The sequence below is a fragment of the Methylobacterium indicum genome, from assembly GCF_001043895.1.
GTDB classification, from domain to species: Bacteria; Pseudomonadota; Alphaproteobacteria; order Rhizobiales; family Beijerinckiaceae; genus Methylobacterium; species Methylobacterium indicum.
This window is the reverse complement of sequence record NZ_JTHF01000012.1, coordinates 33589-49324: the sequence shown is the minus strand read 5'-3', so window position 1 is coordinate 49324 and position 15736 is coordinate 33589. Positions and strand designations below refer to the sequence as shown.

At 72.4% G+C, this 15736-nt stretch carries 19 protein-coding genes; 11 read left to right on the top strand and 8 right to left on the bottom strand.

What is annotated here, in order from left to right; translation table 11 throughout:
* The 6 genes from QR78_RS01715 to QR78_RS01690 form a co-directional block, all read left to right on the top strand.
* Positions 1–777: AAA family ATPase (locus QR78_RS01715; RefSeq protein ID WP_048425751.1), on the top strand; the 777-nt coding region annotated here is incomplete at its 5' end.
* Positions 774–1982 carry a vWA domain-containing protein gene (locus QR78_RS01710; protein WP_048425750.1) on the top strand — a complete coding sequence of 403 codons (1209 nt, stop codon included), beginning with the start codon at positions 774–776 and terminating at the stop codon, positions 1980–1982. The genes QR78_RS01715 and QR78_RS01710, both read left to right, overlap by 4 nt.
* A 46-nt stretch (positions 1983–2028) precedes the next feature.
* Entirely contained in the window at positions 2029–2352 is a 324-nt protein-coding gene (locus QR78_RS01705) for an XdhC family protein (protein WP_048425749.1), read from the top strand.
* Positions 2349–3047 (top strand): XdhC family protein, encoded by a 699-nt coding sequence (locus tag QR78_RS01700; protein ID WP_048425748.1) that lies wholly within the window; start codon positions 2349–2351, stop codon positions 3045–3047. The genes QR78_RS01705 and QR78_RS01700 overlap by 4 nt, the downstream gene beginning before the upstream one ends.
* Positions 3044–4078, top strand: a complete 1035-nt coding sequence (locus tag QR78_RS01695) for a molybdopterin-binding protein (RefSeq protein ID WP_048425747.1) — start codon at positions 3044–3046, stop codon at positions 4076–4078. The genes QR78_RS01700 and QR78_RS01695 overlap by 4 nt, the downstream gene beginning before the upstream one ends.
* On the top strand, positions 4071–4664 hold the full coding sequence (locus QR78_RS01690; protein WP_048425746.1) for a nucleotidyltransferase family protein: 594 nt from the start codon (positions 4071–4073) through the stop codon (positions 4662–4664). Before QR78_RS01695 ends, QR78_RS01690 begins: the two co-directional genes overlap by 8 nt.
* Before the next feature lie 4 nt (positions 4665–4668).
* Here QR78_RS01690 and QR78_RS01685 read toward each other — a convergent pair whose 3' ends face one another.
* The 3 genes from QR78_RS01685 to QR78_RS01675 form a co-directional block, all read right to left on the bottom strand.
* Positions 4669–5298 carry a LysE family translocator gene (locus tag QR78_RS01685; protein ID WP_048425745.1) on the bottom strand — a complete coding sequence of 210 codons (630 nt, stop codon included), beginning with the start codon at positions 5296–5298 and terminating at the stop codon, positions 4669–4671.
* 133 nt (positions 5299–5431) lie between these two features.
* Complete coding sequence (locus tag QR78_RS01680) at positions 5432–6052, bottom strand: exopolysaccharide biosynthesis protein (protein ID WP_048425744.1); 621 nt, start codon at positions 6050–6052, stop codon at positions 5432–5434.
* A 369-nt stretch (positions 6053–6421) separates the two neighbouring features.
* Positions 6422–6691 carry an usg protein gene (locus QR78_RS01675; protein ID WP_048425743.1) on the bottom strand — a complete coding sequence of 90 codons (270 nt, stop codon included), beginning with the start codon at positions 6689–6691 and terminating at the stop codon, positions 6422–6424.
* Between the two features lie 483 nt (positions 6692–7174).
* Here QR78_RS01675 and bcsS point away from each other — a divergent pair, with 483 nt between their 5' ends.
* Positions 7175–7858: a cellulose biosynthesis protein BcsS gene (bcsS, locus tag QR78_RS01670; RefSeq protein ID WP_244276451.1), complete on the top strand. Its 684-nt coding sequence runs from the start codon at positions 7175–7177 to the stop codon at positions 7856–7858.
* On the opposite strand, the gene QR78_RS01665 is transcribed toward bcsS, so the two are convergent.
* Complete coding sequence (locus QR78_RS01665; RefSeq protein WP_179945833.1) at positions 7781–9430, bottom strand: cryptochrome/photolyase family protein; 1650 nt, start codon at positions 9428–9430, stop codon at positions 7781–7783. The genes bcsS and QR78_RS01665 overlap by 78 nt on opposite strands.
* Positions 9431–9549: 119 nt before the next feature.
* Here QR78_RS01665 and QR78_RS01660 point away from each other — a divergent pair, with 119 nt between their 5' ends.
* Entirely contained in the window at positions 9550–10416 is an 867-nt protein-coding gene (locus QR78_RS01660; protein WP_048425742.1) for a methionyl-tRNA formyltransferase, read from the top strand.
* A 4-nt stretch (positions 10417–10420) separates the two neighbouring features.
* The gene (locus tag QR78_RS01655) at positions 10421–10600 is read left to right on the top strand and encodes a DUF2256 domain-containing protein (protein WP_048425741.1); all 180 of its coding nucleotides are present in this window, start codon (positions 10421–10423) and stop codon (positions 10598–10600) included.
* A gap of 6 nt (positions 10601–10606) precedes the next feature.
* Here the strand turns inward: QR78_RS01655 and QR78_RS01650 are convergent, their stop codons facing one another.
* From QR78_RS01650 to QR78_RS34790, 3 genes are read right to left on the bottom strand one after another with little or no spacing between them, the layout of a single operon-like run.
* The gene (locus tag QR78_RS01650) at positions 10607–11431 is read right to left on the bottom strand and encodes a metal ABC transporter permease (RefSeq protein WP_167349664.1); all 825 of its coding nucleotides are present in this window, start codon (positions 11429–11431) and stop codon (positions 10607–10609) included.
* A 38-nt stretch (positions 11432–11469) separates the two neighbouring features.
* Positions 11470–12339 carry a zinc ABC transporter ATP-binding protein AztA gene (aztA, locus tag QR78_RS01645; protein WP_048425739.1) on the bottom strand — a complete coding sequence of 290 codons (870 nt, stop codon included), beginning with the start codon at positions 12337–12339 and terminating at the stop codon, positions 11470–11472.
* Entirely contained in the window at positions 12339–12500 is a 162-nt protein-coding gene (locus QR78_RS34790) for a hypothetical protein (protein WP_158004005.1), read from the bottom strand. The genes aztA and QR78_RS34790 overlap by 1 nt, the downstream gene beginning before the upstream one ends.
* Positions 12501–12695: 195 nt before the next feature.
* On the opposite strand from QR78_RS34790, the gene QR78_RS01640 reads away from it, so the two are divergent.
* A complete protein-coding gene (locus tag QR78_RS01640) occupies positions 12696–13250 on the top strand; it encodes a Fur family transcriptional regulator (RefSeq protein WP_048425738.1) in 555 nt (184 codons plus the stop codon).
* 239 nt (positions 13251–13489) lie between these two features.
* Positions 13490–13942 carry a BLUF domain-containing protein gene (locus tag QR78_RS01635; protein WP_048425737.1) on the top strand — a complete coding sequence of 151 codons (453 nt, stop codon included), beginning with the start codon at positions 13490–13492 and terminating at the stop codon, positions 13940–13942.
* A 43-nt stretch (positions 13943–13985) separates the two neighbouring features.
* On the opposite strand, the gene QR78_RS01630 is transcribed toward QR78_RS01635, so the two are convergent.
* Positions 13986–15482, bottom strand: coding sequence for an undecaprenyl-phosphate glucose phosphotransferase (locus tag QR78_RS01630; RefSeq protein ID WP_048425736.1), 1497 nt, complete (start codon positions 15480–15482; stop codon positions 13986–13988).
* Positions 15483–15736: the final 254 nt, after the last annotated feature.

Here is a 15736-nt window from a genome sequence, read left to right as displayed (position 1 = left end):
GGCGAGGCCGGGGTCGGCAAGACCGAGATCGCCAAGGTGCTGGCCAAATCCCTCGGCCGGTCGCTGATTCGGCTGCAATGCTACGAAGGGCTCGACGTCGCCGCCGCCGTCTACGAGTGGAATTATGCCGGCCAGATGATGGCGATTCGCCTCGCCGAGGCCGGCGGCGCCGTCGACCGCGAGCGGCTCGAATCCGAACTGTTTTCCGAGCGCTACCTGATCCGCCGGCCGCTGCTCCAGGCCCTGGAGCCCGGGGCGGGCGGGGCGCCGGTGCTGCTGATCGACGAGCTGGATCGCACCGACGAGGCGTTCGAGGCCTTCCTGCTCGAAGTCCTGTCCGACTTCCAGGTGACGATCCCCGAACTCGGCACGATCCGCGCGCCCGAGCCGCCGCTGGTGATCCTGACCTCGAACCGCACCCGCGAGATCCACGACGCGTTGAAGCGCCGCTGCCTCTACCACTGGGTCGATTACCCGGACGCGGAGCGCGAACTGCAGATCCTGCGCAGCCGCCTGCCGCAGGCGCCCGAGGCCCTGTCGCGCCAGGTCGTCGCCTTCGTGCAGGCGATTCGCAAGGAGGACCTGTTCAAGGCGCCGGGCGTCGCCGAGACCCTGGATTGGGCCACGGCGCTGGTCGAGCTCGACGCGATCGCCCTCGACCCGACGCTCGTCATCGACACGCTCGGCGTGCTGCTGAAGTACCAGGACGACATCCAGGCGATGCAGGGCGGGCGGGCGAAGGCGCTCCTCGACGAGGTCCGGTCCTCCGCCGGATGAGCGAGAGCCCCGCCGGCTCCGGCCGGCTCCCGGACAACATCGCCTACTTCGCCCGGGCGCTCCGCGCCGCCGGCGTGCCGGTCGGGCCCGGCGACGTGATCGACGCCGTCGCGGCGGTCGAGGCTGCCGCCATCGGCAGCCGCGAAGACTTCTACTGGACGCTGCACGCCGTGCTGGTGCGCCGGCGCGAGCATTCGGCCCTGTTCGCCGAGGCCTTCCGGCTCTTTTGGCGCCGGCGCGACCTCATCGAGAAGATGATCGCCCAGATGTCGCCGGTCGCCCCCGACAAGGCGCCGCCGAAACCCCCGAATGCCGGGGCCTTGCGGGTGCAGGAGGCTCTGTCGCCGAAGACCGAGCGGCCCAAGCCCAAGGTCACGGAGGAAGACCTGACCACCGTGACCCTGTCGGTGTCGCAGGCCGAGGTGCTCAAGGCCAAGGATTTCGCCCAGATGAGCGCGGAAGAGGTGGCCCAGGCCCGCCGCCTCATCGCGAGCTTGCGGCTCCCCGACGACACCACCCGGACACGGCGGTTCGAGGCGCGGGCGCGCGGGCGCATCGATCCGCGCCGCAGCTTCCAGCGCACGGTGAGGGCCGGCGGCGCCATCGACCTCGCCTTCCGGGCGCCGCGGGAGCGGCCGCCGCCGATCGTGGCGCTCTGCGACATCTCCGGCTCGATGGCGGAGTATTCGCGCCTGTTCCTGCACTTCCTGCACGCGATGAGCGAGCAGCGGAAGGTGCACAGCTTCGTCTTCGCGACGCGGCTCACCAACATCACCCGGGAACTCACCCGGCGCGACCCCGACGAGGCCTTGTCCCGCGCCAGCGCCCGGGCGCAGGATTGGGAGGGCGGCACCCGCATCGCCGAGGCGCTGCACCTGTTCAACCGGCACTGGTCGCGCCGGGTGCTCGGCGGCGGCGCGGTGGTGCTGCTGTTCACCGACGGGCTCGAACGCGAGGTGACGCCGGACCTGACCCACGAGATGGACCGGCTGCGCCGCTCGTGCCGGCGGCTGGTCTGGCTCAACCCGCTGCTGCGCTTCGAGGGCTTTTCCGCCCGGGCCAGCGGCATCCGGGCGATGCTGCCCCATGTCGACGATTTCCGGCCGATCCACAGCCTGTCGGCGATGGCGGATCTCTGCCGCGCGCTCGGCGCGCATCAGCCGCGCGGCCGCGAGCCGAAGGCGTGGTTGCGCGAGGCCGGCTAGATCCTACCTCCTGTGAGGGGCTAACGGCCCTGGAGACGTTTGTCCGATGCTGTCGACCGATACCGACATTCTCGCCACCGCCGAGGCTTGGCGCGACGCCGGCCGCGGCGTGGCGCTTGCCACCGTGATCGAGACCTGGGGCTCGGCCCCGCGTCCGGTCGGCTCGCATCTGATCATCGACCAGGAGGGCAACTTCCTCGGCTCGGTCTCGGGCGGCTGCGTCGAGGGCGCGGTCATCGCCGAGGCCGCCGACGTGATCGAGGACGGCAAACCCCGGGTGCTGGAATTCGGCGTCGCCGACGAGACGGCCTGGCGGGTCGGCCTGTCCTGCGGCGGGCGCATCCGCGTGCTGGTCGAGGCGGTCGCGTGAGGCTCGACATCCTGCGGGAGATGAACCGGGAGCGCGCCGCCCGCCGCGCCGTCATCCTGGTCACCGACACCGCCGACGGCACGCAGCGCCTGGTGCGCGAGGCCGACGCCGAGGGCGATCCGCTGGCCGCCGAACTCGCCGCCCGGTTCCGGTCGGGCAAGAGCGGAATCGTCGAGGCCGACGGCCGTTCGCTGTTCCTCACCGTGCAGGTGCCGCCGCCGCGGCTCGTGGTGATCGGCGCCGTCCATATCAGCCAGGCGCTGGCGCCGATGGCGCAGGCGACCGATCTCGACGTCACCATCATCGACCCGCGCACCGCCTTCGCGACGCCGGAGCGCTTCCCCGACGTGCCGCTGCTGGCCCTCTGGCCCGACGATGCCCTGGCGCAGCTGCCGCCCCTCGACCGCTACACCGCGGTGGCGGCCCTGACCCACGACCCGAAGATCGACGACCCGGCGCTGATCGCGGCGCTCCGGGCCGAGTGCTTCTATGTCGGGGCGCTGGGCTCGCGGAAGACCCACGGGCGGCGCGTCGAGCGCCTGGAAGCGGCGGGTCTGACGAGCGGGCAGATCGGCCGCATCGCCGCGCCGATCGGCCTCGACATCGGTGCCGTCAGCCCGGCCGAGATCGCCGTCTCGGTGCTGGCCCAGGTGATCGCGAGCCTGCGGCAGGACCGGCGGCGAGCCCCCGCATGAGGTTCGGCCCGGTCCCGATCGGAGAGGCCGCCGGGCTGATCGCCGCCCATTCGGTGCGGGCCGGCGACGCCGTGGTGAAGAAGGGCCGGGCGATCGGTGCCGAGGACGCCGCCCGCCTCGCAGCCTCCGGCATCGCCGAGGTGGTGGCGGTGACCCTCGAACCGGGTGACGTCGGCGAGGACGAGGCGGCGCAACGGCTCGCTGCGGCCGTCGCGGGACCGGGCGTCGGCGTCGAGCCGCCCTTCACCGGCCGGGCCAACCTTCACGCCGCGCGAGCGGGCTTGCTCTGCCTCGACGAGGCGGCGATCGGCGCCGTGAACCGGATCGACGAGGCGGTGACCCTCGCGACCCTCGCGGCATTCAAGCCGGTGGTGCCCGGCGAGATGGTGGCGACCGTCAAGATCATCCCCTACGCGGTGCCGGGCGCGGTCCTCGACCGGGCGCTCGCCGTGGCCGCCCCGGCGATCCGGGTCGCGCCCTACCGCCTGACCCGCGTCGCGGCGATCTCGACCCTGTTGCCGGGCCTCAAGGCGAGCGTCGTCGACAAGACCCTGCGCACCCTCGACGCGCGCCTGAGCCCGGCCGGCGCGCGCATCGTCGCCGAGGCCCGGGTGGCGCACGAATCCGCCGCGGTGGCGCAGGCCCTGCGGGACGCGATCGAGCGGGACGGCGCGGAACTGGCGGTGGTGTTCGGTGCCTCGGCCATCGCCGACCGGCGCGACGTGATCCCGGCCGGAATCGAGGCGGCCGGCGGCGTGGTCGACCATCTCGGCATGCCGGTCGATCCCGGCAACCTGCTGCTGCTCGGCCGGCTGGGCCCCGGCACGGCGACCCCCGTGCCGGTGATCGGGGCGCCGGGCTGCGCCCGCTCGCCGAAGGAGAACGGCTTCGACTGGGTGCTGCAACGGCTGCTGGCGGGGCTTCCCGTCACCCGCGACGACATCGTCGGGTTCGGGGTCGGCGGGCTCCTGATGGAGATCGTGTCGCGGCCCCAGCCGCGGGACGGCGGGGAGAGCGCCGACGATGCGTGACCCGGTCGGCACGGTGCTGCTCGCCGCCGGGCGCGGCACCCGCTTCGGCGCGAGCCCGAAGCTCCTGAGCCTCCTCGACGGCAAGCCGCTGGTGCGCCATGCGGCGGAAGCCGCCGTGGCGGCGGATCTCGGACCCGTGATCGTGGTGCTCGGCCATGCCGGCGAGGCGGTGCGCGAGGCGCTGGCCGGCCTGCCGCTGACGCTCGTCGAGAATCCGGCCTACGCGGACGGCCTGTCGACCTCGCTGCGCGCCGGGCTCGATGCCCTGCCGGGCGAGGTCGCGGCGGCTTTGGTGCTCCTCGGCGACATGCCGCGCATCGGCCCCGGCCTGTTACGGCGGCTCACCGAGGGTTTTCACTCGGCGCCGGATGCCCCGGCCGCGGTGGTGCCGGTGCGGGACAGGCAGCGCGGCAACCCGGTGCTGCTCAACCGCCGTCTCCTCGACCCCGGCCTCGCCGCCCTCACCGGGGACCGCGGTGCCGGCCCGCTGCTGGCGCGGCGCGACGATGTTCTGGAACTGCCGGTGGACGAGGCCGGAATCCTGATCGACGTCGATACGCCGGCCGCGCTCGCGAACCTGTCCTGACCGGTCAGGTCGGCAGTCGCGTCGTCAGCACCCGCAGGCCGGCCCCGGCGAAGAGCAGGGCGAAGGCGCCCTCGAACCAGCGCCGCAACCGCCGGTAGGCCTGCGCGATCCGGCCGTGCGAGAACAGCAGGGCGTAGCCGGCGAAGATCGCGGTGCTCTGCAGGCCGACGGCGACGATCACCAGGGCCAACTCGGCGGGCGAGGCCTGCGGCGACAGGCCGAGCGTGTAGAGCGAGCCGAAGAACAGGATCGCCTTCGGGTTGGTGAGGTGCAGGGCGAGCCCCTTGGCGTAGGCCCGGGAGGGGGAAGCCTCGACGGCCATCCGCTCCGGATCGGTCGTGCCCCGAACGGCGCTACGCTTCGACCTGTAGGCGAGGTACAGCAGGTAGGCGCCGCCGCAATAGCGCAGCACCTCGAGCGTCCAGGCGCTCGACGCCATGATGGCGGCGAGGCCGAGAGCCGCCGCGATCGACCAGGCCAGCGAACCGGTCACGACCCCGGCGGCGAGGGCGAGGCCGGTCCGGCGCCCGGCCTGCATGGCGGTATCGGCGATCGCCAGCGTTGCCGGACCCGGGCTCGCACTCGACACGAAGGCCGCCGCGAGGATCAGCGGGAGGTTGATCGAGAGGGACATCCGCGTCCGTCAGCATGTGAGGTGCCGTTCGACCGGAATCGGCCGATCCCATCCCAGGCCGACGCCCGCGGCGGGACCGTGGTCCCGGCAGCGCCCCGTCCCGGACCGTTCTTCCCTCGTTCGCGACGGAGGCTCACGCCCCCGCGGCGACCCCGAGGTTCAGCAGGCCCACCACCGCGGTGAAGACGGCGTAGACGAAGCCGAGGTTGAGCAGCACGCCGAGCACTCCGACGCCGAGGCCGGCCGCCACCACGATGCCGTCGCGCTCGACGAGGCCGAGGCCGACCAGCGTGACCGCCAGCCCGAGCGGGATCTGGCCGACCAGGGGGGCGGCGACGATCAGCACCAGGGACAGCACCAGGAGCAAAAGCCCCATGGTGCGCATGCCGATGTCGTTCTCGAACACCCGCAGGCGCGGCCGCGACCAGCGCTCGAGCCGGCGCAGCAGCGGCACGGCGCGGGAGACCGCCCGCTGCAGGTCGGAGCGGGCGATCGAACGGCCGAGCAGCGCGCGGGGCAGCCAGGGCGCCGACATGCCGGCGGCGATCTGCGCCGCCACGAGGGCGAGGAGAAGGCCGCAGATCAGCGGGATCGGCGGCGGCATCGGCAGGCAGTTGGGCAGGCCGAGCAGCACGACGAGGAGCGCGAAGGCCCGGTCGCGCAGGACCGCCACGATCTCGCCGACGGTCAGCCGCTCGGTGTCCTGGGCGGCGAGGACCGTCAGGATCTCGGAGGTGCGGGCGGATTGCGTCACGGGGCTCTGGTCGTCCGGTGCCGGGGAGGCGCTCCCGGGCGGGATCGCGGCCCCCTCGAACGAGGAGGCGACGCTCGCCGGCGCAGGCGCGGCGCCCCGGGCCGGGGTCGCGCGGCCCCCTCTAGCCCACTCCGCCGCGCGGGCCAACCCGCGGGCGTGCGACGCCGCATTCCGGTCCGGATGGGCCGGACCGGCGGCAAGGGGCGCGAACCGCCGTCGAAGCGGGCCGGCGGCGGAGAGGAGGCGCCTGTGCATGATTCACCGACGTGAGCGCCGCGCCCGTCCGGGCGCGGCTGTTGCGGTCTCACACACGGCCAAGCAGGCAATCGTAGGGCAGAGGCCGAAAAAAATCTTCGGCCCTTCCCCGGCTCAATGCAGGGTCAGCACGCCGTTCACGGCGCGGAACTCCGCCGGCTTGATCAGCCGGGAATGCGCGACCCGGACCGAGTGAAGCGGTCCGTCCAGCTCGCGCTTCCAGAATTCGAGGAACCCGGTGAGGACCGGGAAGCGCGGGGCGACGTCGTATTCCTGCCAGACGAAGGTCTGGAGGACGCCGGGGTGATCGGGGATGCGGTACAGGATGTGGGCCGTGGTCAGGCCGTAACCCTCGATCTGCTGCCTGAACTCCTTCGAGACCATGGAACCTCCTCGTATGGTGAAGATCCTTCTCGGGGTGCGAAGCGCTTTGCCGACCAAGGGTGCGATGATGCGGTTAACCGATCGTTACGATCAAGCAGGACGAGGCGCTAAACCCTTGTTATCTCAAGTACTGGCAGCCGATCTGGCCGAGTGCTGACAATTTGTCCCGTCGAGAACGGTACCGGACGGCTTCGGGGTGCGTGAGTCCCTCGTGGCCGGTCGGGCGCCCCACCTTCCGCGGGGATGTATCCGACACAATCGAGAGAGGGATGGAGCCCGACATCGACTGTGCAGTGCCGGATCGCGCCGGTTGACGTTGCGTTCTATGGAAAAGATATTTCCATTCACGCAATGACGGATCCGGCCGACGTGCCTCTCCCTTCGGCTCGCCATGCTCTGATCTGGACAGCCGCCTGTCTCGGCTGCTCCGACGACCTCCGCGCCGAAGACCTCCACGCCGACGGCCGGAACGAGGTGCGGACGGTGCTGTTCGGCAGTCTCGATGCCGGACGGTCCACCTTCGTCAGCGCCGGTGCCAAGGTCGCGCCCGGCGGGATGGACCAAAGCGGCTTCGTCGCCCTGGCGGCCGTCGGCTACGGGATGCGGACCGAGCGCGACTGGTGGGGCGATCCGCGCGCCGCGGCGGGCCTGCGCCCGCCCCGGACGCAGCGTCACACCGTCCAGGCCGGTGCCGTGGCCGGGTGGCAGTGGATGCACGGGTGGGGCGTCGTCGCGCTGTTCGCCGGGCCGGAACTCGCCTTCGAGGTGCTGGACAGCCCCGGCACGAAGCGGCTGCCCGCGCCGCGGCTCGGGGCCAGGGTCCAGGCGGAGCTATGGGCGCGGCCGAGCGAGGCGACCCTCGTCACCGCCACGCTCATCGCCGGCACCGCCCGCGGCAGCGTCTGGGGCCGGGTGTCCTGGGGAATGCGGATGCCGGGATTACAGGGGATGGGCCTCGGCGCGGCCTATCTCGGGCCGGAGGCCGCGCTCTATGCCGACCTCACGGGCTACCGGAAATGGAGCCTCGGCCTGCACGCGACCGACGTCGCGCTCCCGGCCGCGATCTCCGCCGATCTGCGCCTGCGGGTCTCAGCCGGCTGGGTCTACGAGGAACAGATCCGGCGCCCGGGCGCCTACGGCACGCTCGCCGCCTGGCTCCCCCTCTGAGGCGTTCAGATTGTCGAGGAAGCGGGCCGAATCCGCCAGCACCTCGGCGCGGCGCGCCGGCGCCATCTTGGCAAGCGTCCGGTAGGGCATGGCGAGGCGCGGGTTGCGGCTCAGGCGCTCCTCGTGGGTGATCAGGAAGTTCCAGTACAGGTAGTTGAACGGGCAGGCCGTCTCGCCGCTCTTCGCCTTCACGTCGTAGGCGCAGGTCCGGCAGTAATCCGACATCCGGTCGATATAGGCGCCCGAGGCGGCATAGGGCTTGGAGCCGAGGAGCCCGCCATCGGCCCAGAGCGCCATGCCGTGGACGTTGGGAAGTTCCACCCACTCGTAGGCGTCGGCATAGACCACCAGGAACCATTCCTCGACCTGGGCGGGGGCGAGACCGGCGAGCAGCGCGAAATTGCCGAGCACCATCAGCCGCTGGATGTGGTGGGCGTGGGCATGGGCCTTGGTGTCGCGCACGCATTCGGCGAGGCAGGCCATGGCGGTCTCGCCCGACCAGTAGAACCACGGCAGGTCGCGGGTGGCCTCGAGGGCGTTGGTGTCGGGATAGTCCGGCATCCGGGCCCAGTAGAGCCCGCGCACGTATTCGCGCCAGCCCAGGATCTGGCGGATGAAGCCCTCGACCGCGTTGAGAGGCGCCGCCCCCTCGCGCCAGCGCTCCTCGGCCGCGCGGCAGACCTCCTCGGCGTCGAGGAGGCCGAGATTGAGCGCGGGCGCGATCAGCCCGTGATACAGGAACGGCGTGCCCGCGCGCATCGCGTCCTGGTAGTCGCCGAACCCGGGCAGGCAATCGTCGAGGAAGTGCCGCAGGGCCGCCAGCGCCTCGGCCCGGGTCACCGGCCAGGCGAAGCCGTCGAGGTCGCCGAAATGGTCGGGGAAGCGGCGCGCGACGAGAGCCATCACCGCCCGGGTGACGGCATCGGGCGCGAAGCGGCGGCGCTCCGGCACGACGTGGCCGGCGGGCAGGCGACGGCGGTTGTCGTGGTCGAAGTTCCACTGGCCGCCGACCGGATCGCGCCCCTCCATCAGAAAGCCGGTGCGCTTGCGCATGGCGCGGTAGAAGGTCTCCATCCGCAGGGCCTCGCGCCCCTCCGCCCAGCGGGCGAAGACCGGACGCGGACACAGGAAGCGGGTATCGTCCCGGATCTCGACGGGCAGGCCGAACGCCTCCTCCCAGTCGCGCATCATCGCCTCGACCCGCCATTCGCCGGCCTCGGTCACGACGATCCGGTCGGGTGCGTGCCGGGCGACGGCGCGGGCAACCTCGCCGGTGAACGAGCCGGTATTGCCCGGGTCTTCCAGCTCCACGTAATCGACCCGGACGCCGCGCTCGCGCAGCTCGGCCGCGAAATGGCGCATGGCCGAGAAGACCAGCACCAGCTTCTGCTTGTGGTGGCGCACGTAGGTCGCCTCCTCGGCGACCTCGACCATCAGCACCGTGTCGGCCTCGGGATCGAGGTCGGTGAGGGTGGCGAGCCGCGGGTGGAGCTGGTCGCCGAGGACGAGGCGGAGGTGGCGCAAGGGGGATCGGCGGCGGCGGGCCGCACCGTGAATCGTCTCGCGCGCCATTGCGGCTCCCTTCCGCCTGCCCATAACGCTAGCTAGGGCGTTCTGGGGGCGCCGGGCCGGGCCGAACTGACGCAGGGGACCGGCGGCGGGTGCCGGCCTGTGGAGAAGGGAGCCGTGACGTGAAATTCGCCTTCGCGGGCATCGATTTCCTCGGCGGGGTGTTCGAGGGCCTGGTCGCGGCGGGCTGGCAGCCGATCAAGCTGTTCACCCGGCCCTGCGACGGGATCTACGACCAGAACGACGCGGTGGTGGCCCTGGCGCGGCGCCACCGGGTGCCGATGCAGCTCTCGCGCCTGCGGGCGTCGGACATCGAGGCGCTGTCGGCCGAGCACGGCCGCGATTGGGCCCTGGTGGTGGCAGGCTACCCCTGGCTGATCACCGGCTGGCCGGGCCGGGTGCGCTACGCCCTCAACGTCCACCCTTCGCCGCTGCCGGACGGGCGCGGGCCCTACCCGCTGTTCCGCGCCATCCTCGATTCCTACGAGAGCTGGGGTGTTACCGCCCACGTGCTCGCCGAGGACGGGTTCGACACCGGCGACATCCTGGCCCAGGATCTCTTCCCGCTGTCGCGCGCCGAGACCCACGAGACCCTGCTCGCCCGCTGCCAGATGGCGGCGGCGCGGCTCGCCCGCGGCCCGATCGCCCGCGACCTGCCCGCCCTGTGGCGCAAGGCCGAGCCGCAGGGGGACGGCGCCTACTGGCCGCGGGTGAGCGACCTCGACCGCACCCTCGACTTCCGTCAGCCGGTCGAGGCGATCCTGCGCCGGGTCCGGGCCTTCGGTGCCATCGAGACCCTGGCGCGGATCAACGACGGCCGGGTCTTCGTCCAGGAGGCCCAGGGCTGGAGCGAGGCCCACCGCCACGTCCCCGGCACGGTGGTGCACAGCTACCGCCGCCAGATCCTGGTGGCGGCCCGGGACGGCTACGTGCAGGTCACCCGCTGGAGCGCGATCCCGCTGGCCGACGCCGACAAGACCGGGCGCTGAGCCGATGCCGAAGATGCGCCGCAAGGGCGACCTGCCGCAGAAGATCTGTGCCCAATGCGGCCGGCCCTTCGCCTGGCGCAAGAAGTGGGAACGGGTCTGGGACGAGGTGCGCTACTGCTCGGATGCCTGCCGGCGGGCGGCCCACCGGGGCGAGCCGCCGCAACCGCCACGGGCCTCCGGATAACGGCCCTCACGCCTCGAGGTGGCGGGCCGGCATCAGGCGCCAGACCAGGCCGCCGCGGGGCCCGAGCAGCATCGAGGCGAGATAGAGCGCGCCCGCCGCCAGCACGATCGCCGGGCCGGTCGGCAGGCTGGCATAGTAGGAGACGAGCAGCCCCGCGACGCTCGCCATCAGCGCCAGGATCACCGAGGCCGGCAGCAGGCCGCTGAGGTCGAGGGCCCAGAACCGGGCGGTGATCGCCGGCAGCAGCATCAGCCCGACCGCGAGCAGCGTGCCGAGCGCCGCGAAGCCCCCGACGAGGTTGAGCACCACGAGCGCCAGGAAGGCGTAGTGCACCGGCCCGCTCGCCCGGCCGACCGAGCGCAGGAAGAGCGGATCGACGCATTCCATCACCAGCGGCCGGTAGGCGACGGCGAGGCCCGCGAGCGTCACGGTCGCGATGCCGCCGAGCAGCACCAGCGCGTCGTCGTCGAGCGCCAGCACCGTGCCGAACAGGATGTGGAGGAGGTCGATCGACGAGCCTCGGGCCGAGATCAGCAGCACGCCGCCGGCGAGCGAGATCAGGTAGAACGCCGCCAGGCTCGCATCCTCCCGCAAGACCGTCGAGCGGGCGACGAAGCCCGAGAGCATCGCCACCGCGAGGCCGGCGACGAGGCCGCCGAGCGTCATCGCCGGCAGCGACAGCCCGGCCCACAGGAAGCCGATCGCGGCCCCCGGCAGGATGGCGTGGCTCATCGCCTCGCTCATCAGGCTCATGCGCCGCAGGGTGAGGAAGACGCCGACCGGGGCGGCGCCCACCGACAGGGCGACGCAGCCGGCGAGCGCCCGGCGCATGAAGGCGAACTCGACGAAGGGCGCCGTCAGGAGATCGATCACGCGGCGTGCCCATGGCTGTGGCGGCCGTGCGACCCGTGGTCGTGCGGCGCGGGATCGGGAGATCCGTGGTCGTGGGATTGGGGGTGGGCGTCCGGGCCGGGCCGGGCCGGGGGCACCCGGCAGACCGGCGCCTCCTCGTCCCAGGCCTCGCAGAGCCGGCGGGCGCGGCGCAGGTTGTCCGGCGTCAGCACCCCGGCGGTGGCGCCCCAGGCCACCGCCTCGCGGGCGAGGAGCAGGGTCTCGGGGAAGTGGCGGGCGACCTGGTCGAGGTCGTGCAGCACCGCCACGACGGTCCGGCCCTCGCCGTGCCAGCCATGGACCAGGGCGAGCAATTCGTCGGTGGTGCGGGCGTCGATCGCCGCGAAGGGCTCGTCGAGCAGGATCACCCGGGCATCCTGGAGCAGGACCCGGGCGAAGAGCGCCCGGCGCAGCTGGCCGCCCGACAGGGTGCCGATCGGCCGGCGCTCGAAGCCGGTCAGTCCCACCGCCGCCAGGGCCGCCTCGACGGCGTCGCGATGGCGCTTGAGCGAGCGCCACGGCCCGACCCGGCGCCACAGCCCCATCGCCACGAGGTCGAAGACCCCGATCGGAAAGGCCCGGTCGATCTCGGCGGCCTGGGGGAGGTAGGCGATGTCGTGCCGGGCGAGGCCGGCGCGCACGACCTCGCCCTCGAGCGGGCGGATCTCGCCCATGATGCCCTTGAGCAGGGTCGACTTGCCCGCGCCGTTCGGCCCGACCACCGCGGTGAGCGAGCCGGGTGGGATCGCGCCGTCGAGGTGATGGACCGCCGGGTGGCGGGCATAGCCCAGGGTCAGGCCACGAAACGCGAGAGTGCCGCCCGGTGCGGAGGTGGTGAGACGCTCCATCACGCCATCGCCCAGCCGATCAGGGCCCAGACCACGAGGGCGGGCAGGGCCGCCAGGGCGAGACGCGGCCCGACCCCCTGCCGCAGCAGGGAGAACGGCGCCGGCAGGCGGCGCGGAACGGCGGCGTCGGCCCGCTCGGCGGAGCCATGATCGTGCGGCATCGGCGATTCGTCGCTTCGGGATCCGGGGCACGCCCTCGGCGGGCGCCGTCGCGAACCCCATATGAGGACGGCCGGATGCCGCCCAAGCGCCGAGCGTTACACTGTAACAGGCCGGACCTGTCAACCGCCGCCGGGTTGAGGTAGTCCATCGTCCTGAGGATGGCGGCGGGAGGGGAGCGCATGGACGAGCAGGGTATGGACGAGCACGGAACCTGCGGGCATCACGCGCACGAGGACCGGACGCAGAACGCCGGCACGCACGGGGCTCACGACCACGGCGCCTGCGCGCACGGACCCGCCAGGGCGGGCGACCTCGTGGCCCGGGCCGAGCGGCTGGCGCAGGCACGCGGGCTGCAATTCACGGCCCTGCGCCGGCGCACCCTCGAGGTGGTCGCCGAGGAGGGCCGGCCGCTCGGCGCCTACGACATCGCCGAGCGCCTGAGCGTCCCGGGCAAGCGCGTCGCCGCGGTCTCGGTCTACCGCGCCCTCGATTTCCTCACCGAGCACGGCCTCGTCCACCGCATCGCCAGCCGCAACGCCTTCGTCCCCTGCGAGCACGGCCACGGCGCTGGCGAGAGCGCGGTCTTCCTGATCTGCCGCCGCTGCGGCAACGTCGACGAGACCACCTCGGCCGAGATCGAGCGCAGCCTCGACCGGACTTTGGCCCAGGCCGGCTTCAAGCCGGCGAGCCGGATCGTCGAGATCGAGGGGGAGTGCGGGGCGTGCCAGGGCAAGGCGGAGGCCGAGTGATCCGGCACGCCGTCGTTCCGCGTATTGCAGTACTTGCTCCATGTTAAGATCCACGGATCGACTTCGCTCATCGATCGGCATGATCCGTTAATGCTGCCGAGAGACGGCGTGTCGTCTCTTGATCGCTCCGCCCCATGTTCGTGGCTTCGCCGGACACGCCAGCCGTGTTCGGCGCACGATGACGGCCCCGGACGCTCCTGCGAGCGCTATCCGCCTCGGGCCGGTGGAGTGAAGCGTCGATGATCCATCAGCTCGTCTATTACAGCCGCAACACCGTTCCGGGCGGCGACCGCGCCATGCTGACCAACATGCGCGAGATCCTTTCCGCCTCCCAGCGCAACAACGGCCGCGACGGAATCACCGGGTTCCTGATCTTCGACAGCCAATGGTTCGTGCAGATCCTGGAGGGCGAGCGCGCCAGGGTGACGGAGACCTACAACCGCATCGCCCGGGACCCGCGCCACGCGGGCGCGACGATCCTCAACGTGCGCGACGTCGCGGCGCGGCTCTTCCCGAACTGGACCATGGGCGGCGCCATGCGCACGCCGGACGTCCAGGAGATCTACCTCGGCCACGGCTTCGGCGGGCCGATCGATCCGACCCGGCTCAAGTCCGACCAGGTCGTCGGCCTCGCCCTCGACCTCCAGGCCTTCGAGGAGAGCCGTCGCCAGGGCCGGCGCCTCGCGAGCTGAGCGGATCCGGGCCCGCCGCCGGCGGCGGCGGGTCCTCGCCCTCTCAATACGCGTTCCGGAACGCGCTCCGGGCCACCACCGTCATCACCAGGATCCGCAGGTCGAACCACAGCGACCAGTTGTCGATGTAGAACAGGTCGTGCTCGACGCGCCGCTGCATGTCGGCGTCCGTCAGGGTCTCGCCGCGCAGGCCGTTCACCTGGGCCCAGCCGGTGATGCCGGGCCGCACGTTGTGGCGGCGCGCGTAGAGGGCGATGCGGCGCTCGAAGCTGCGGTCGTGGGCGACCGCGTGGGGACGGGGGCCGACGAGCGACATGTCGCCCCGGATCACGTTGAGGAGCTGGGGCAACTCGTCGAGGTTGGTGCGCCGCAGGATGCGGCCGATGCGGGTGATGCGGTCGTCGTCCCGGGTCGCCTGGCGGAAGCTGCTGCCGGCCTCGGTCCGCATGCTGCGGAACTTGAACACAGAGAACGCCTCCTGGTTGAAGCCGTAGCGCTTCTGCCGGAACAGGCTCGGGCCGCGGCTGTCGAGGCGGATCAGGATCGCGATGAGGAGCAGCAGCGGCGAGAGCGCGACGAGGGCCAGCGACGCGACCACGAGGTCGAAGGCCCGCTTGGCCGCGATCTCGAGTGGGGAGAGCGGCGCACGGCCGACATTGATGCCGGTGAGCAGCCCGACCCGGCCGACCCGCACGTCGCTGAAGCGGTCCATCACCCGGCCCGGGCGCAGGTGCAGGGCGACCGGCACCCGCAGGAACGCGTCGACGCAGGCCTCCAGGTCCTCGACCTCGGCCCAGGGCACGAGCACGAACACGTCGTCCGGGCGCAGGAAGCGCACCACCGAGACGCTGAGATCGAGATCTTCCGAGAGCTGGGTCCGCCGCGCCTCCTGGTCGCCGCCCTCCGGCGCGTCGCGCAGGGTGCTGACGCCGATCACCCGCAGGCCGAGCGCCGCGGTGTCGTGGGTGGCGTAGAAGCTCGCGACGTCCTCCTCGTAGCCGATCAGGTGGATGCGGCGCGCGGAATCGGAGCGCGGCGTGATCAGCCGGCGCACCAGCCCCACGGTGACGAGCCGGGTGGCGACGAGGGCCGGAAGGCCGGTGAGGAACGTCGCGAGCGCCGCGACGCGGGAATGGTCGCCGGTCGTCTTGCTGAGGAAGCCGAGGACCAGCACCACCGCCCAGGCGGCGAGCCACAGGCTGACGATCCGCCGGAAATGCGGCGCGCGGGCGAGGTAGTTCTCGATGCTGTACTCGCCCCGGGCGATGTTCGGCAGCACCACGAACAGGCCGAGGAACAGCCCGACGGCGAGGGACGGGCCCAGCTCCGGCTGCCGCTCGTACGACACGAGGTGGTAGACCATCTCGCAGGCGAGCCCGGCGAGGGCCACGGCCACGAGCTCGGCGAGCGCCGCGCCGCCCGCGATCGCGAGGCGCAGCAGGGCACGGCCGCGCCGGGGCAGGAGCGCGTTCCAGACCGCCCGCGCCTCGGACGAGGCGAGATGGGCGTTGCCGTCCTCCGGGAACCGTTCGTGTCGCATGGCGAGATGACCCGTGACCGCATCTGTGCCGACTCGGAACGGACCGGGTGGACATGTGCCGTTATCGCACATCCCGGGGCCCGTCACCGGCGCTTGAAGGGACTGACAGCAAGCCCGGGACCGGGGGCATTCCAGCCCTGCGGCCCGCGACGGGACGCAGCCCCGTGGCGGGTGTATGGGACGATCGGCCGTAACCCCTGGTCCGACAGGTGGCGCGGCGCGAGACGGCCGGCGTGACGGCCGCCCGGGGAGGC

Bases quoted from the DNA above. Each gene is read 5' to 3' on its own strand.
- QR78_RS01710 (WP_048425750.1), top strand. From the start codon at position 774: ATGAGCGAGAGCCCCGCCGGCTCCGGCCGGCTCCCGGACAACATCGCC.
- QR78_RS01705 (WP_048425749.1), top strand. From the start codon at position 2,029: ATGCTGTCGACCGATACCGACATTCTCGCCACCGCCGAGGCTTGGCGC.
- QR78_RS01695 (WP_048425747.1), top strand. From the start codon at position 3,044: ATGAGGTTCGGCCCGGTCCCGATCGGAGAGGCCGCCGGGCTGATCGCC.
- QR78_RS01690 (WP_048425746.1), top strand. From the start codon at position 4,071: ATGCGTGACCCGGTCGGCACGGTGCTGCTCGCCGCCGGGCGCGGCACC.
- QR78_RS01685 (WP_048425745.1), bottom strand. From the start codon at position 5,298: ATGTCCCTCTCGATCAACCTCCCGCTGATCCTCGCGGCGGCCTTCGTG.
- QR78_RS01675 (WP_048425743.1), bottom strand. From the start codon at position 6,691: ATGGTCTCGAAGGAGTTCAGGCAGCAGATCGAGGGTTACGGCCTGACC.
- QR78_RS01665 (WP_179945833.1), bottom strand. From the start codon at position 9,430: ATGGCGCGCGAGACGATTCACGGTGCGGCCCGCCGCCGCCGATCCCCC.
- QR78_RS01655 (WP_048425741.1), top strand. From the start codon at position 10,421: ATGCCGAAGATGCGCCGCAAGGGCGACCTGCCGCAGAAGATCTGTGCC.
- QR78_RS01650 (WP_167349664.1), bottom strand. From the start codon at position 11,431: ATGCGCCGGGCGCTCGCCGGCTGCGTCGCCCTGTCGGTGGGCGCCGCC.
- aztA (WP_048425739.1), bottom strand. From the start codon at position 12,339: ATGGAGCGTCTCACCACCTCCGCACCGGGCGGCACTCTCGCGTTTCGT.
- QR78_RS34790 (WP_158004005.1), bottom strand. From the start codon at position 12,500: ATGCCGCACGATCATGGCTCCGCCGAGCGGGCCGACGCCGCCGTTCCG.
- QR78_RS01640 (WP_048425738.1), top strand. From the start codon at position 12,696: ATGGACGAGCACGGAACCTGCGGGCATCACGCGCACGAGGACCGGACG.
- QR78_RS01635 (WP_048425737.1), top strand. From the start codon at position 13,490: ATGATCCATCAGCTCGTCTATTACAGCCGCAACACCGTTCCGGGCGGC.
- QR78_RS01630 (WP_048425736.1), bottom strand. From the start codon at position 15,482: ATGCGACACGAACGGTTCCCGGAGGACGGCAACGCCCATCTCGCCTCG.